Here is a 15,929-nt window from a genome sequence, read left to right as displayed (position 1 = left end):
ACCTTTCGTTCTTAGAAAGATTTACAGTGTTTTTTGGCCTGGTTTCCAGTTAGCCGGACAGAGTCCGCCAGTCTGCAGCGCCTGAAGAACACGAAGCGTTTCATCAACATCACGCCCAATGTTGTTATGGAAAACAGTTTGATATTGAAGCTCCCCTTCAGGATTCATAATAAACAATCCGCGTAAAGCCACACCTTCTTCTTCGATTAAAACGCCATATTCACGGGATACCTCATGGTTTGTATCAGCAGCAAGCGGATATTTCAGCTGGCCAAGACCGTTTTCTTTGCGGTCTGTATTGATCCAAGCTAAATGAGTATGGATCGTATCAGTTGAAACCCCGATGACTTCTGCATCAAGATCTTCGAACTCGTCATAGCGGTCAGACATTGCTGTAATTTCTGTCGGACAAACAAAAGTGAAGTCCATTGGATAGAAAAACAACACCGTCCATTTGTCGTTTTTCATGTTTTCCTCAAGACTTACTTTGCCAAATTCTTTGCTTGCAAGGACTGCTTCCATTTCAAAACGAGGAGCTTGTTTACCTACCATACGTTCTGCCATATGTATCCCTCCAATTTATTGTTTGGCTTAAACGTCGACATTTCATGAAAATAAAGGTTCATCAACCATATTTTGTTATATTGCAACACCATTATATTAAAGTGGATTTCTTGAGTCAATTTTTAACAAATCATGCATGCCTTTGGCTTCGACATTTTTGAATAAAACGTTTAACATGGTCATGTACAGGGTATCTAGTCTCAATGTGCAGCAATCAATTCAGAAAAGGAGCTCAACATGGACTTTATTAATCAGTATGATTGGGCGGGACTTATTACAAATGCCGGTGTTCTGCTCATTAAACTTGCTATTATGATATTGCTCTATTTTATCGTTCGATCATTAGGCATAAAAATCATTAAACATCTATTTGCAAAATTCGAGGAGCAGAATAGTTTGTCTATCGGACGTGCACATACGCTCCGAAGCCTGACTCTTAACATATTTGCCTATACATTGATTTTCATATTCTTCGTCATGGTTCTTGATTTGTTTCATTACGATCCAAGCGCTCTTTTAGCGGGGGCAGGAATCGTCGGCCTGGCTGTCGGATTTGGCGCCCAAGGGCTTGTCAGTGACATCGTGACAGGTTTTTTTATTTTGCTTGAGAAACAATTGGATGTCGGAGATTATATTACGGTTTCTACCTTTGACGGAATTGTCGAACAGGTTGGCTTAAGAACAACTCAAATCCGCAGCTTTGACGGAACACTGCATTACATCCCCAACAGAAATATTACAAACGTGAGCAACCATTCACGGGGAACCATGCAGGCACTTGTTGACATTAAAGTGCCGGCTGAAAGAAACATTGATGAAATGATTCACATTTTACAGCAAGTATGTGATGAAACGGCAGCCGCTCTTCCGCAAATAAAAGAAGGCCCAAATGTCATCGGGATTCAAGAACTGGGGACTTCTGAAATTGTGATCAGAGTCATTGCAAAAACAGAAAATATGGAACAGTGGCGAGTCGAGCGAGTGCTTAGAAAGGAAATAAAAACCGCGCTTGACCGCGCTTTTCCTAAAGAAACTGAATAATAAAAGAACCGAAGCTCTTTGCTTCGGTTTTTATGTTACTGAATTCTGCTTTCAACTTCGCTGCAAATTTCTTCAGCCGTCATCCCGGAAGCTGTAATGACAGGTGCTTGTGTTACCGTATCGGCTATCCCTTGCACATTATTATCAAGGCCTGTTACGACACAGCAGTCACAGCCTTGTGCATCGGCAGGGCTTTTCATCATCACAACGTCATATCCTTTTTCTTTTAAAGCAGCTTCTACATCTGATAACGATTGTTCAATTCCAATTTTTTTAGCCATTATTGAACACCTCCGTTTACTAGAGTGCTCATTTTATGGAATTTTATTCTTTCATTTGTGCTTAATTGGCATAAACAGAAAAATAACCGGTCATGACATTAACCGCTGTTTCTATCGCATTTTCATCGGGGTTCAGCTTAGCGTGATGAAGCCCGTGTTCAGAATCAGCGCCGAGCCAGAACATAAAGCCGGGATATTTTTTCAGCATGTAGCCAAAATCCTCTCCCGTCATTGCTTCTTTTGCTTCTATTACTGTTGCCAGTTGATGTTCAGCAACAAAAGACATAAATTCTTCTGTCAGTCCGTTCGTATTGTAAACTTGGTGATATACAGACGGATAAGTCACTTTTCCTTTGCAGCGGAATCCAATTTCGATTCCTTTCACTATATCTTCAATCCGTTCCTTTACCTGTTTCATCGATTCTTCAGAAAGCGTGCGAATCGTGCCTTCCAGGTGGGCCGTTTCGGCAATGATATTTTGTGCCGAGCCTCCGGTAATGGTACCAACTGTAATAACAGCGCTGTCTAGCGGATCTGTGTTTCTAGAGATGATTGTTTGCAGCTGGGTGACAAGTGTACTTGCCGCTACAACCATATCCTCAGCCAAATGCGGATATGCCGCATGTCCGCCTTTGCCTTCCAGGTCGATGACAAGCTCTGATGTATTCGCAAATAGAAGGCCGCTTTTTGTCGCAATGGTGCCTACTGGAAGCTCTGGTGCAATGTGAAGCGCAGTGATGAAATCAGGCTGCCACTTTTTTAATACATCGCTCTCAAGCATTGGTTCCGCACCGCCAGGCCCTTCCTCTGCCGGCTGGAACAGAAAAAGCAAATCATGTTTGACTGGATGGTGAACAAAATGATCAATAATGCCGAGCGCAATCGTCATATGCAAATCATGTCCGCAGGCGTGCATGTTGCCGGGATGCTCTGATGCGAATGGAAGACCTGTTTGCTCTTCAATGGAGAGCGCGTCGATATCCGCTCTGTACGCCAGCATTTTTTCCGGCGCCGTCCCGTTCACCTTTACAAAAAGCCCTGTTCGCCATTTTTCAATTTCAATTCTGTCTTCGGGATATTGTTCTAAGACTTGTAATAAATACTGCTGGGTTTTGAACTCCTGAAACCCAAGCTCCGGTATCCGGTGCAAATCTCTGCGGATTGCGATGAGCTCCTCTTTCTTCATTTTTCATTCCTCCTGGCTATACGAATAAGGCGTGGATATATTATCCACGCCTTTTTTATCAAACTTTCCTTACAGCTGGCGTAATTCCTGCTTGATTTCAGTTTTGCCTTTTGTTTTTTCATCAATGTCTTTGATTTTCTTAGCTGGTGTGCCTGCTACAACAGTGTATGGCTCAACGTCGTTTACCACGATCGCTCCAGCAGCAACAACAGCTCCTTTACCTACTGTTACGCCTTCAAGCACAACAGCATTTGCGCCGATGACAACATCGTCTTCAATCACAACCGGTTTAGCGGATGGCGGCTCAATAACACCCGCAAGTACAGAACCCGCGCCGATATGGCAGTTTTTCCCGACAGTAGCTCGTCCGCCAAGCACAACGTTCATATCAATCATTGTGCCTTCGCCGATAACTGAACCGATATTAATAGAAGCGCCCATCATGATGACTGCGTTATCACCGATTTCAACTTGGTCGCGGATGATCGCGCCCGGCTCGATACGCGCTTTGATATTTTTAAGATCAAGCATTGGGATCGCAGAATTGCGGCGGTCATTTTCAACCACATAGTCTTCGATTTTGCTTTGGTTTTCTTCAATTGCTGTTTGAATTTCGCTCCACTCACCGAAAACGACACCAGTGTTTCCGTTGATAAAAGCTTTCGCAGCTTCGCCGAAATTGATGCCTTCCAGCTCACCTTTCACGTAAACCTTTACAGGTGTAGATTTTGTGCTATTTTGAATAAATGAAATAATTTCATTTGCGTCCATCATTTTCATATGTATAGTCCTCCTCCTGATTTTCTACCTCATTACTGTATCAAAGGAAAGATACAAAGACAAGAAAAAAAGGAACAGCCGCTTTAGCAGTTCCCGGTGGGCGATCAGACAGCGCACCCGCTTTTCTTAGCGAATTGTTTCCCGAAGTTTATTAATTCATCCTCTTCTTCACCTTCTGGATTATTTTCGATTTTTACCGAAGGGAGCACAATGTCGCCACCGCGTTCTTTTATTTTTGCCTCAAGCGTATCAACCGCTCCACAGAAAAATTCATATGCTGTATCACCGGAACCGAATACAGCGCATGTTTTGCCGGAAAAATCAATCTCATCCATGTCTTCAGCCAGATCTAAAAATTCATCAGGCAGATCGCCGTCTCCCCACGTATAGGTTCCCATCATAATATGGTCATAATTGTTAAACAGCTGGGCATCACTAATATCCATTGCTTCGAAACGGTCCACTTCTGCTTCCGCCTCCTGAAGCCCCTTCTCAATCAAATCTGCCATTGCTTCAGTGTTGCCTGACATTGTTGCATAAACGAGCAAAATCTTCGCCAATTCTTTATTCCTCCTCTAATGAATCATTGCAGAAACTTCGTACGGCTGGACAAATTTGCATTCATACAAGCCTGCACAAAAGAAATTCTCTTTCTGATTGGCCACTCTCCATCCATGCCCCTTAATGGTATCGAACCATTTTAACGACCGGGCTTCAAGATCAACCTGGTAAATTCTCGAAAAACCGTTTTCATCTTGTGTTGTAGTGACATATATAATGCCATCATCCTCTGAAAGATCAAGAAATGATTCTTCTTTTCTGATCATACTGGATTGTATGGTGAATTCTTCATCAGTCAAAAGATTCCGTATAGTGACAGCTCCGTGCTTCCCTTTCACAGAACCCATCGCCGCCACCAGCCAATTTTCATTGAACACGAGCATGGATGCCGTCATCCGTTTTTTTTCTTTTTTGACAATTCGGACAGTGTCACACTTAATGTCATAAGCCCAAATGCCGCCAAAATATTCGTGTATTTGCGTGCCGATGAAAAGATTGTCCCCATGCAGGCATAACGACCTGATAACAGGAGGATTATCACATTCAGCAAAAGGTTTGGCTACGCGCCATGAGACACCAAAATCATCCGATACATAAATACAATGCTTGCCATGGGCGCAGACAAATCCGTCGTTTCTGCCGGTAATCGCCCACACTGTTGCATTTGTCGGAAAGCTTGACATCGTCCAGGTATTCCCTTCATCAGCTGAACGAATGACCATTCCCTTTTCACCGACGCCAAATAAGTAAGGCCCTATATAACTGATACAGTGTATCTTACTTTTCAAACGAAAAAGCTTTCTCCAGCCCCGCTCCATAGAATAATGAAAAATGCCTTCTCTTTGTACCGCCACAAAATATCCAGAAAACGCCGATGCCGTGACAGCAGTTGCTCCTTTATGAAACATGGCTTTTTTCCTTGCTTATAAAATCTGCCCATGCAAGAAAACCTCTCGCAAACGCTCGGCAGCTTTCCACATCTTCATCTGTTTCAGGGGCTAATTCGATTTTTAGTGTTTCCTGGTAAACAGCAGCTCCGGACTCTTGCAGCATGGCACTGAACAAATTCACCGCTTCGCAAAACTTTGGATAAGAATAATCGCCAGATCCGAAGCAGGCTGTTTTTAAACCATTAAGCTGAAGCTGTTTGACCTCTTCGAAAAAATCCTCCGCCTCGTAGGGCAAATCGCCGTCCCCCCATGTATAAGTGCCAATCAGTACATAATCATAGGATGTTAAAGCCGACGCATCCGCATCGTCTATCTCGACACAATCGATATCCAACTCATATTCCTGAAGCGTTTCTTTTATTATGAAGGCAATGTCTTCTGTATTTCCTGACATGCTGGCATATGTAATCAAGGCTTTAGCCATGTTATCACCCCATTAATTGATAATGATTTTCAATATCATATGTATCACTTTAAATGATAATGATTCTCACTGTCAACATATAAATAAAAAAAGACAGCACATCGCTGTCTTTAAAATGGATTTTCCTGATCCAGCATATCCTTTATTACTTGTACAAAAGCTTGAACTTGTTTCAGTTCAAAGGCAGGCTCATAGCCTAATAACCATGTATCCCGACCGATCGGATGCCCTTTCAGGTCTAACAGAGGCATTTTATTCACTTTATCTTCATTTTGAAGGGTAACAGACGGCAAAATGGCATAACCGATTCCGTGCAGCGCCATCTGTTTGCACGTTTCAATCTGATCAACCAATATCGTCTGTTTTGGCGACGTTTTAAATTTTTGGTGCCACCAGTGCTGTATTTCCTGAAAATAAGTACTGTCACTTTTAAACTGGATAAACGGTCGTTCTGTATGGGCAATATCTTCGATGCAGGAAATTTCAGTATCTACTAAATACAGATGATCTGTCATTAAGTAATCTTTGCGGCCCTTCCACTCAGGGTTGCCTCTTATTATGCCGATATGAACCTGATCCTCATATAAGCTTTTCAGCATTTCGCTGCTCCACCCGGTTATGAGCGAGATCTTTGCATTCGGATACTTTTCAACATACGTCTTCAGGACTTTAGGGAGCCAATGCTGACCGATTATAGAGGCGACGGCAAGCTTCAATGTGCCGTGAATTTCACCTTCAAGTTCATCAATATTTTCTCTTATTCTTTCCTGCTCTAATGTTACATCATTCGCAAACTGAATGATTTTCTCCCCGGCCGGCGTTACCGTTAATCCTTTTTGGGATCTTAAAAAGATTTTTGTGCCCCACGCCTTTTCAATGGTTTGTAAGCGCTGAGATAAAGCCGGCTGAGATACGAAAAGCCGTTCCGCCGCCTTTCTCATGTTTAATTCCTCAGCTAAAACTACGAGCATATGAAGCTCTTGAAGCTGCATGTCGTCCTCCTTTTTATTATCAATAAGTTTTTCTTATCTCCCATTCTAATAAAACCTTAGTTTCTGATTCAAGCCCTATTCTCATTTAAATTATGTATACGCTTTCTTTTTTTGCTCTGTCAATATAATAAAAATAGGCCTTAAAGCCTACTTATTCAATGAGCGTATGTGCTTATTCAATTCCTTTAAAACGACTCTTCTCGTAAAAATTCCTTCAAACACCTGCTCGTCATTTTCAACACAAACAAATCCGTTATTAATGACCATGCCGAATCCCTTCATAATCGGATCATTGATATGAAGGCGCGGAATATCAGTCAGCATGACTTCCTCAACAGTAATTTGGTCAAGCTTTTCAAACTCAATTCTTTCAAGTCCAAAAATACTGTTCATGATCATATTTGTCCCGATTAATCCATGTAAACGATAGGAAGGATCCAGAACCGGGATGGCTGTGTATCCGGTTTTTGTCAGTACTAATAATGCGTGCTCAAGGTTATTTCCGACTTGCACGTGCGCTACTTTGTCCGCCTCAATCATAAATTGTCCGACTGTTGCCTCAAGAAGCTGATCTGATTGTAAGCTTATCATGTTTTCGACCCCTTTTCATTTTCATCATCAATACATTCCCTATATTGCAATAATATAAACTTTATCAGTATTTGTCGAAAAGTTTCCTTTCAATAAAAAAGATACTCTTTGTGGAGTATCAATTATAGGGTGTTCCATTAATTTTCAAATCGAAATCGGTCGTATAGCGTTACAAGTTTTTTGTAGGTGGTTCCGTCAACGTTTTTGGTCCCTGTCTCTATATCGTTGATCTCACTGCTTAATAGCTCGATGGCATACTCATGGTTGATCAGGATATTCAGCAGAAGTTTTTGTTCTTCTTCTGTAAATCGTTCACCGATAAGACTCATTCGCAATCAGGCCCCCTGTTTTATACTGAATACCTCTGAAAGCAAGACAACTTACTTTCAGCTCTACCGCTAGAATAAGTAATCAGAAAACAAACGTCAACCGCATAATTCGACATTCCCCTTGGCATTTCAGCCAGAATTATTTTGTGAAACGATTTGCATAGCTGAATGCAGTGTATGAATCCGGCTTTATTTTGGCCTCAATCCCCATGGAAGTGATACGTCCTGTCATTTCTTGGATCAGATCTTTTGTAAGCCCTTTTTTCCCAATATCCAAGTGGACTTCAAAGGTAAGATCCGCCCCCTCACCGGCAAAGGGCAGGAGCAGATCGGTAATATCCATTAAGTGTCCATCAAGAATATGAGCGGCCGTTTCTTGGCTGTAGGCCGTTTCTAACGAAATCTTTTCCCGAAGGCTATGTATGGGTCTGTTGACTGTATGATTTTTCAAGCAGCCCCAAGCTCCCTTGCCTGTACGATGCAAATGCAATGCGGTAATAAACTTTGTGTAACCACGGTAAACCTGTGAATCGGTTCCGATCGATAACACATAAGAAGAACGGGGATCCTTTTGAACAAAGGATTTAAGCCGTTCCATCACATCTTGAAAGGTCATCTGTGCTTCTGAAAGATTATAAAACAGAAAAGAATCAGCCATCACGACACTCCTTTTCAAGGATTTACAACCATGAAACAAGTATGTTCCTTACATGTTTATTTCGATTACTTTTGCAAAGGCGGAAGCTTCCTTCCTCCTATTTCAGGAATCTTACTGAAGAAGTTCAAAAATTTCGATTGAAACCATGTCGATATTATCAAACGGATATGTGTTAGGTTTTTCACCTTTTTGGAAAACCGTCAGTTCAAACGTTTGATTTTTTTCGAAATATTTAACACTGCATATTTTCTCACCATTCACTTCGAAATAACGCTGCATTGGCTCGTTAGCCGCTTCCGCTGTTTCTTGCAGACTTTGCAGCCGTGTGATGATACCCATTAATTGTGACATTCTAAAAAAAGACTCCTTTCAAAAAGCAACTTCAAATCAACAAGTATTTATTATAATACAAGTTCTATTGAGCATCATACCATAAAGTCGGACAGGATGGCATTTTCCCTGTCGAATTTAAGTAAAGAAAAAAAACGAAAAAAACGATTTTTCTTTAGTTTGAGGCTTTTTTTGAATGTCATGCACACAATTAAGATTTTTTTCGAATTCTTGCAGCATAACAATACCTTTTTGCAACTTTGTCAAAACCTTCTTTTGGATGTGCAGGTGAAATTCCACGCGGCCATACCTCTTGGCAGTTATATTGGATAGAAGTGATAAAACAATTTGAATGAAATACGTAATCATTCCACAGAGAATTTTCCGCCTAACCTGGTGCAGCAGTGTCAGAGGTATTCGGCACTGAATGTTCCTTTCTGTGTTAACCGTTTACCACTAGTTAGGTTTATTGTTTCAGTGGATTGTCCTATGCTTTGACAAATAAAAAAACTTGGCGGGGGTAGCGCCAAGTTTTTTCGGATCTTGATCTGATAGAGGGGTTGGGGAACAGAGAGTAGCTTCTCTCTATAATTAAATGATAATGATTCTCAGTATCAATGTCAATCGTTTTTTGATATTTTTTTCAATTCATAAAAAAAAACGGCCTTTCAGCCGTTAAATCAGTCCGTCCTGCTCATATAAATAAGAATATGGCAAGTCTATAAATAAATACATTTGATCATCCATCGGATATGAAAACGTTCTAATCATTTCACCTGTTTCCAAATCACTATACAGATCACTGAAAAAACCTTTTCTGAGATTTCTCATTCGCATAATGTTCTCCAAAAAATAAGGACGCCAGCTCCAGTTTTTCTCCGCATATTCTGGCTGATAAATCCATTCTCCATCTTGCTTAAACACATTTCCCGTCAGCTGATCGCCTTCCCCATCACACATGTAAATTCTAAAGCTGCAATCTGTCAGCTCTTCCGCCAGTTTTTTAATAAAATCATCATCAGAAGACAAATTGTTTTTTCTCAAAAAGGTCACAGCTTGATGCACTCGTTTGTAAAACTGTTCGGAATGCTCATAGACGGTTTCCAGCTTCTTTTTCTCATGTGTGATAAATTGGTGAAATTCAGTTTTAAGTCTATGTTTCAATACATCTCTCTCTAGAAACGTTTCAGATGGAGACACCAAGTAATAGCCCTGAAAGTAGCGGCCTCCGTTTCTCCAGGCGTACTGAAGCTGGAAGTTCGCCTCAATATCTTCATACAGCAGCGCCGCCCCGATTTTTCTTGCTAATAAAGAGATGCTGTACAGCACATGCTCATATGACGGTGATGGCTGTGATACTTTCAGCGCCTGCAAATCGATTTTTAACAGATCTGGTGAGAGCAGCGCGATTCTGTCCAAGTTGCTGCTTTCTTTTCCGATATTGTCAACTGCGATTTTGATTCCGTATGTACGATAGTATGCAAGCATATGGTAGAGCTGCTCAATATCCCCTTCAAAATTGTGCTCTGTAATTTCTAGCACAAAACGGTGGAGTTCGATTCCCTTTGCTTCATATTCTTTCAGAAGCTCAAGAAAGCTTTCACCATGATCCAGCATCAGCAGATTGGCATCCTGATTCATAAAAATCAGCAGATCAGAATCGGCCTCTAAAAAGCGGTCAAGAGCCTGGCGGATAATTCTGTTATCAACCTCTAATTTATATTCTTCGGGTATCCCCGCGTCTAAAAAGAAGGGCCCGAGACTTTGGATTTCTGAATCTGCCAAAATTCGTCCAAGCACCTCATATCCGACGATCTTCTGTTCCTCGGCACTGAAAATCGCCTGGTAATACGGAAGGACATCATCAATGTTCGTTAAAATATCAAGTGGATCCAACATGTTATCACCTGCTTCTCTATCTTTGTCTGATTATACCACATTGAATCCAAAGATTAATATTCTTAAAACGGATAAGGATTCAGCCATTGCCCCCCGTCCATTGTGATACAATCCCCGTTTATATAGGATGCTTCATCTGAAAGCAAAAATGCTGCCAGAGCGGCGATTTCTTCCGGTGTCCCCAGCCGGCCGAGCGGCACACTGTTTATAGTGCGAGCCTTTGCTTTTTCCGATTCAAATAGTTTCTCAGCACCGCCTGTTCGTTCAATCGGGCCGGGAGCTATCGCGTTTGTGCGGATGCCGTATTGACTCCCCCACTCAACGGCCAGCGTTCTTGTCAGTGACAATACCCCCGCTTTGGCTGCAGCGGAATGAACGACCCCTGCTCCCGCTCCCCAAGCGTACGTGGCTGCCATATTTAAAATGACACCCTGCTGCTTCTGGTCAATCCAATGCCTTGCCGCGGCTTGGCTGCAAAAAAATGTACCGTTTAAAACAATATCAATAACGGCTTTCCACCCATTGGGCGTTAGCTTTTCTGCCGGACAAATAAAATTACCGGCCGCATTGTTAATCAGCGCATCAAGCCGGCCAAAGACTTTTACCGCTTCTGTAATCATGTCTGAAGCGGCGGAATCAGAACGGACATCCATTTGAAAACAGGCGACCTGCCCCTCAAAGGTCTCAATTTCTTTTTTTGTTTCTTCAAGTGCTTCATGGTTTCTGCCTGTCACCATAACGTGCCATCCTAATTCAGCTTGTTTTTTTGCCATCGCTTTTCCCATACCGCTTGACCCGCCGGTAATAATAACCGCCTTTTTTTCCATGTTTCTCCCCTCCTGTTGTGAATGAGTATTCATTCAATATTATTCTATCATTATACCCCTTCCTCTGTCAGTACATGCTGATATGAGATTTTTATCAGATACAGATGATATAATAGAAAAACTCTATTAAAGGTTGGTTTGAAATGAAAAAGATGTCCAGAAGACAATTTCTCAAAGGAATGTTCGGTGCTCTTGCTGCCGGGGCTTTAACGGCCGGCGGAGGCTATGGCTATGCCAGATATTTAGAGCCGCATATGATTGAGACAACCGAACACACAATAAAAAGTTCTCTCATCCCGCACGGATTTGACGGTTTTAAAATCGTGCAGTTCAGTGATACACACTTGAGTGATTACTTTACACTCGAAGATTTAAAAACAGTCATTCTTACAATTAATGAATCGAAACCTGATCTCATTGTTTTTACAGGTGATATCATCGATAATCCTGATACGTATCAGAACCACCAGGCAGTCATTCCATTGTTGAGAAAGCTTAATGCCCCCTTCGGCAAGCTTTGTATTTACGGCAATCATGATCACGGAGGCTATGGAACTGCTGTTTACAAAAGCCTGATGTCGGCTGGCGGTTTTACGGTATACCGGAATGGCTATCAAACATTATCGCTCGCAGATGGCAGCGAAATCGAGATTGCATCGCTTGATGACTTAATGCTGGGTAACCCAGATTACGAAGGAATCCTTTCAAGGCTGAGTGACAGACTTTTTTCCATTCTTCTCGTCCATGAACCTGATGCAGCCTTGAAAACAACAAATTATCCGGTAAATCTTCAGCTTTCCGGCCATACACACGGCGGCCAGATTCAGCTGCCTTTTTACGGACCGATTATTACGCCTCCATATGGAAAAGTCTACACAGAGGGAATGTATCAAACGGGCAGCAATCATATTTACGTCAACCGCGGCCTCGGGATGACCAGGCTGCCTTTGCGGTTTCTGGCCAAGCCTGAAATCACTGTCTTTACCTTAAAAAGCACAAATTAATGTAGCAGGATAGGCTCCTTATCAATACTTATAAGTAAAAAAAGGAGGATGAGGAAACTGCTTACGTACCAGGTGAAGCAAGGTGATACACTTAACAGCATCGCGGCTGATTTCAGAATCAGCACGGCTGCATTACTCCAGGTTAATCCGTCACTGCAGGCAGGGCTCACCGCAGGACAGACCATCGTCATCCCCGGACTGCCGGACCCTTATACAATTCCGTATCATATCGCAGTCTCAATCGGAGCGAAGACCCTAACGCTGTTCCAAAATAATCGGGTAATAAAAACCTATCCTATCGCCGTTGGCAAAATACTTACGCAAACGCCTACAGGCGAGTTTTACATTATTAACCGCCAGCGTAATCCCGGCGGCCCATTTGGGGCTTATTGGCTAAGCCTTTCAAAGCAGCACTACGGAATACACGGAACGAATAATCCAGCTTCGATTGGCAAGGCTGTTTCTAAAGGCTGCATTCGCATGCAAAACAAAGACGTGATCGAACTTGCTTCAATTGTGCCAAACGGAACAAGAGTCTTGATTAACCGGTAATGTTTTCTTATTTGTTTCCAAAACAGGCGGTTTATAATATGATAAAGTGGGACCTTTAGGGTAAGGAGCGTTTTTATGGATATATTTAAAAATCGTAATTTTGTTCATCTATTTTTCGCAGCACTCGCTTCTCAAATGGGCACGACAGTAGGCAACATGGCCTTTGCTTTTTTCTTGCTGGACCGCTTCAGCAGCCAGCCTTCATATACGACCTTGGCGGAGCTGATGTATTCTCTTCCGACCATTTTTGTATTTCTGATCGTCGGAGTCGTCGCGGACCGGTTCGACAGAAAAAAGGTAGCAGAAAACTGTGATTGGATCAGAGCAGGCCTGACTGTCGTTCTTTTTTTCACTTTATTTACCGGCAATATTCCTCTTGTTTTTTGTATTTTATTTGTCAGAAGCGCTGTCACGAAGTTTTTCTTTCCGGCAGAAAACAGTTTGGTACAAGCCATTCTGCCGAAGGAGCATTATGCGAAAGCGGCCGGTCTTAACCAGATGCTTTTTAGCATTTTTATGGTGTTCGGAGTCGGAATTGGCGCTTTTATGTACAAGACAATCGGGATTGAAGGCGCCATTATTCTTGATTTTGTCAGCTTCATCATTTCCGGACTGCTGATCCGCAGCTGCCGGATTCCAAAAGAAGCCCGACAGCCAAACGGTGCATTCAGCTGGAGAAAGACTTCTGTTAAAGATTCAATAAATGACTTTAAAGAAGGCATTTTCTATATTTTAAAAAACAAATTGCTGGCATCTCTTATTTTCGGCTTCTTCATTTTTGGGTTTGTCAACGGAGGATTCGCCGTATTGCCAATGTTTACAATGAAATACGGATTGGCGCCTGACCGTTATGAGTGGCATACGTCTGTATTTACGATCGCACTCGGGTTTGGGCTGCTTGCAGGAAGTGTAATCGGCACGATTATCTCTAAAAAAGTGAAGCCCCACTTTTTAATGTCGATACCGATTTTCATTGCAGGTTTGCTGATCTTCGTCCTTGGCTACACAAATGTTTTATGGGTGTATTACGCGGCAGCTTTTGCACTGGGAATGTGCATCGGACCGATCAACATTGCAATCGGAGGATGGATGCCAAAAATAGTCCATCCAAAACTGATGGGACGTGTAAGCGGAATGCAGGACCCTTTTATGATGTTTGCACAGTCTTTGACACTCGGCTTAGTGGCGCTGTTATTCCCTAAGTTCGTTCCAAACATTGATTATCTTTATTACGGCATGGGTGTTATCATCCTGATCGTTTTTATTTTTTATTTTATTGCACTGCCAAAATACAGTGCACAAGCTGTGGAAGTGAATGTTCAGGAAGCATTTCAAGAACAGCCGAAAAAGAAGGCAAGATCTGTATAATGTAGGTTAAAAATGCGATTTTTTCTCAGAAAAAATCGCATTTTTACATTCAATATTTGCATTTCAACTTTAAAAAAGTATAATCTAAACATATAGAAATTGATAAGAGCAAAGGAGAGAAATAATGGACGACCATGCATATACGAAAGATCTGCAGCCAACCGTAGAAAATCTTTCAAAAGCAGTTTACACTGTGAACCGCCATGCAAAAACCGCCCCCAACCCTAAATACCTATATCTGCTGAAAAAACGTGCTTTGCAAAAGCTCGTCAAAGAAGGTAAAGGAAAGAAAATAGGGCTTCATTTTTCAAAAAATCCAAGGTTCAGCCAACAGCAATCGGACGTGCTTATCTCAATCGGAGACTACTATTTTCACATGCCTCCAACTAAAGAAGACTTCGAACATCTTCCGCATTTAGGTACACTTAATCAATCGTACCGAAATCCTAAAGCTCAAATGTCTTTAACAAAAGCAAAACACCTGTTGCAAGAATATGTCGGCATGAAAGAAAAGCCGCTAGTGCCTAATCGCCAGCAGCCAGCTTATCACAAACCTGTCTTTAAAAAGCTTGGCGAGAGTTACTTTTAAAATAAAAACAGCCGTGCCTCTTCCGGGCACCGGCTGTTTTTATTTATTCGATAACATACGTATCCACTTTTTTAATCAAATCACTGATTTCAGGCTTGCTGATTTGCTCATCTGCGCCTACAACTTCGCCGCGGTGGCGTAGATCATCCGTAATTAAAGATGAGAAAATCATAACCGGCACATTTGAGCTTTTCGGATTTTCCTTCAGCAGCTTTGTGAGCCTGTGTCCGTCCATTTTTGGCATTTCAATATCCGTGATGATCATATCAATCTGTTCTGATAAATCAGTTTCGTTTTCAGCAAGGTTCATAATGTAGTCATATGCCTCTTTTCCGTTTTCAAACGAAGCGATATTGTTGTAACCTGCTTCTTTTAATTCATCCTGCAAGAGTCGCATCAAAAGCGGTGAGTCCTCTACAATGATAAGCTTTTTCTCAGTTCTTCTTTCATCGAAGCCCTCGGTATGCATATTGTACGTGTCCACACCTGAATCTGATTCGATGTCATAAATAATTTTTTCATAATCAGGCAAAAAGATCATCAGGTCTTCAAACTTAATAATTCCGGTAAGGTGCCGCTCCATTCCTTGATTTAACGATGTCGGCTTTTCAATCGCTTCCCATGATACTCTGTGAATTTGAGACACAGAGCCGACATGAAAAACAATTTTCCGTTTATTAAATTCCGTTACGATATATTTCTCATCTTTTGACCCTTCAGGCTCTACTCCAAAAAACGAGAAAAGGCTGATCACTGGGAGGATTTCTCCTCTGAGTTTAATCATTCCTTCTACATGCTGATGGGAGTGAGGCACTGATGTCACCTCGACAGGCTGAATAATTTCTCTTACTTTCATGACGTTAATCCCGAAAGCATTTTCACCCACGCCAAACTTCACAATTTCTAATTCATTTGTACCAGAATCCAATAAAATTTCGTATTGTTGTAACGACAATTCAATCCCTCGCTATTCGCATTCAGTATTGTACTGTATATATCGGCG

General features: G+C 41.8%; 20 protein-coding genes. 5 read left to right on the top strand and 15 right to left on the bottom strand.

Translation table 11 applies throughout. The features are described 5' to 3' along the window. Positions 1-21 precede the first annotated feature (21 nt). Positions 22-564, bottom strand: a complete 543-nt coding sequence (gene ahpA, locus CDO84_RS06735; protein ID WP_014663800.1) for a biofilm-specific peroxidase AhpA — start codon at positions 562-564, stop codon at positions 22-24. A gap of 237 nt (positions 565-801) precedes the next feature. On the opposite strand from ahpA, the gene mscT reads away from it, so the two are divergent. Then, entirely contained in the window at positions 802-1,605 is an 804-nt protein-coding gene (mscT, locus tag CDO84_RS06730) for a small-conductance mechanosensitive channel protein MscT (protein ID WP_040083275.1), read from the top strand. 35 nt (positions 1,606-1,640) lie between these two features. Here the strand turns inward: mscT and CDO84_RS06725 are convergent, their stop codons facing one another. The 13 genes from CDO84_RS06725 to fadH all read right to left on the bottom strand — a co-directional run bounded on the left by CDO84_RS06725 (position 1,641) and on the right by fadH (position 11,413). After that, positions 1,641-1,886, bottom strand: a complete 246-nt coding sequence (locus CDO84_RS06725) for a YkuS family protein (RefSeq protein WP_003232382.1) — start codon at positions 1,884-1,886, stop codon at positions 1,641-1,643. 61 nt (positions 1,887-1,947) lie between these two features. Further along, positions 1,948-3,072, bottom strand: a complete 1,125-nt coding sequence (locus CDO84_RS06720) for an N-acetyldiaminopimelate deacetylase (RefSeq protein ID WP_040083276.1) — start codon at positions 3,070-3,072, stop codon at positions 1,948-1,950. 69 nt (positions 3,073-3,141) lie between these two features. Next, positions 3,142-3,852 carry a 2,3,4,5-tetrahydropyridine-2,6-dicarboxylate N-acetyltransferase gene (gene dapD / locus CDO84_RS06715; protein ID WP_014663797.1) on the bottom strand — a complete coding sequence of 237 codons (711 nt, stop codon included), beginning with the start codon at positions 3,850-3,852 and terminating at the stop codon, positions 3,142-3,144. A 104-nt stretch (positions 3,853-3,956) separates the two neighbouring features. Then, a complete protein-coding gene (locus tag CDO84_RS06710) occupies positions 3,957-4,412 on the bottom strand; it encodes a flavodoxin (protein ID WP_040083277.1) in 456 nt (151 codons plus the stop codon). Between the two features lie 15 nt (positions 4,413-4,427). After that, the gene (locus CDO84_RS06705; RefSeq protein ID WP_040083278.1) at positions 4,428-5,321 is read right to left on the bottom strand and encodes a WD40/YVTN/BNR-like repeat-containing protein; all 894 of its coding nucleotides are present in this window, start codon (positions 5,319-5,321) and stop codon (positions 4,428-4,430) included. Then, the gene (locus CDO84_RS06700; protein WP_014663794.1) at positions 5,311-5,787 is read right to left on the bottom strand and encodes a flavodoxin; all 477 of its coding nucleotides are present in this window, start codon (positions 5,785-5,787) and stop codon (positions 5,311-5,313) included. The genes CDO84_RS06705 and CDO84_RS06700 overlap by 11 nt, the downstream gene beginning before the upstream one ends. Positions 5,788-5,897: 110 nt before the next feature. Next, entirely contained in the window at positions 5,898-6,779 is an 882-nt protein-coding gene (gene ccpC, locus CDO84_RS06695; RefSeq protein WP_014663793.1) for a transcriptional regulator CcpC, read from the bottom strand. A gap of 147 nt (positions 6,780-6,926) precedes the next feature. Next, the gene (cbpB, locus tag CDO84_RS06690; RefSeq protein ID WP_003218674.1) at positions 6,927-7,370 is read right to left on the bottom strand and encodes a cyclic-di-AMP-binding protein CbpB; all 444 of its coding nucleotides are present in this window, start codon (positions 7,368-7,370) and stop codon (positions 6,927-6,929) included. Between the two features lie 137 nt (positions 7,371-7,507). After that, positions 7,508-7,705, bottom strand: coding sequence for an AbrB antirepressor AbbA (gene abbA / locus CDO84_RS06685; RefSeq protein WP_010886502.1), 198 nt, complete (start codon positions 7,703-7,705; stop codon positions 7,508-7,510). 133 nt (positions 7,706-7,838) lie between these two features. Then, complete coding sequence (locus tag CDO84_RS06680; RefSeq protein WP_040083279.1) at positions 7,839-8,357, bottom strand: ribonuclease H-like YkuK family protein; 519 nt, start codon at positions 8,355-8,357, stop codon at positions 7,839-7,841. A gap of 111 nt (positions 8,358-8,468) precedes the next feature. After that, positions 8,469-8,708, bottom strand: a complete 240-nt coding sequence (locus CDO84_RS06675) for a YkuJ family protein (RefSeq protein ID WP_003218671.1) — start codon at positions 8,706-8,708, stop codon at positions 8,469-8,471. Between the two features lie 654 nt (positions 8,709-9,362). Continuing rightward, positions 9,363-10,586, bottom strand: a complete 1,224-nt coding sequence (locus CDO84_RS06670; RefSeq protein WP_040083280.1) for an EAL domain-containing protein — start codon at positions 10,584-10,586, stop codon at positions 9,363-9,365. A gap of 62 nt (positions 10,587-10,648) precedes the next feature. Continuing rightward, a complete protein-coding gene (fadH, locus tag CDO84_RS06665) occupies positions 10,649-11,413 on the bottom strand; it encodes a 2,4-dienoyl-CoA reductase (RefSeq protein WP_014663789.1) in 765 nt (254 codons plus the stop codon). Between the two features lie 143 nt (positions 11,414-11,556). On the opposite strand from fadH, the gene CDO84_RS06660 reads away from it, so the two are divergent. The 4 genes from CDO84_RS06660 to CDO84_RS06645 all read left to right on the top strand — a co-directional run bounded on the left by CDO84_RS06660 (position 11,557) and on the right by CDO84_RS06645 (position 14,926). Further along, entirely contained in the window at positions 11,557-12,417 is an 861-nt protein-coding gene (locus CDO84_RS06660; RefSeq protein ID WP_040083281.1) for a metallophosphoesterase, read from the top strand. Between the two features lie 57 nt (positions 12,418-12,474). Next, complete coding sequence (locus CDO84_RS06655; protein ID WP_082033047.1) at positions 12,475-12,969, top strand: L,D-transpeptidase family protein; 495 nt, start codon at positions 12,475-12,477, stop codon at positions 12,967-12,969. A gap of 75 nt (positions 12,970-13,044) precedes the next feature. Continuing rightward, positions 13,045-14,337 (top strand): MFS transporter, encoded by a 1,293-nt coding sequence (locus CDO84_RS06650; protein ID WP_040083283.1) that lies wholly within the window; start codon positions 13,045-13,047, stop codon positions 14,335-14,337. Between the two features lie 124 nt (positions 14,338-14,461). Continuing rightward, positions 14,462-14,926: a YkyB family protein gene (locus tag CDO84_RS06645; RefSeq protein ID WP_003232406.1), complete on the top strand. Its 465-nt coding sequence runs from the start codon at positions 14,462-14,464 to the stop codon at positions 14,924-14,926. Between the two features lie 43 nt (positions 14,927-14,969). Here CDO84_RS06645 and cheV read toward each other — a convergent pair whose 3' ends face one another. Then, positions 14,970-15,881, bottom strand: coding sequence for a chemotaxis protein CheV (gene cheV, locus CDO84_RS06640; RefSeq protein WP_040083284.1), 912 nt, complete (start codon positions 15,879-15,881; stop codon positions 14,970-14,972). Positions 15,882-15,929: the final 48 nt, after the last annotated feature.

This window comes from Bacillus sp. MD-5 (genome assembly GCF_002201875.1).
Lineage (GTDB): Bacteria > Bacillota > Bacilli > Bacillales > Bacillaceae > Bacillus > Bacillus stercoris.
This window is presented reverse-complemented; position numbering and strand designations above follow the sequence as displayed.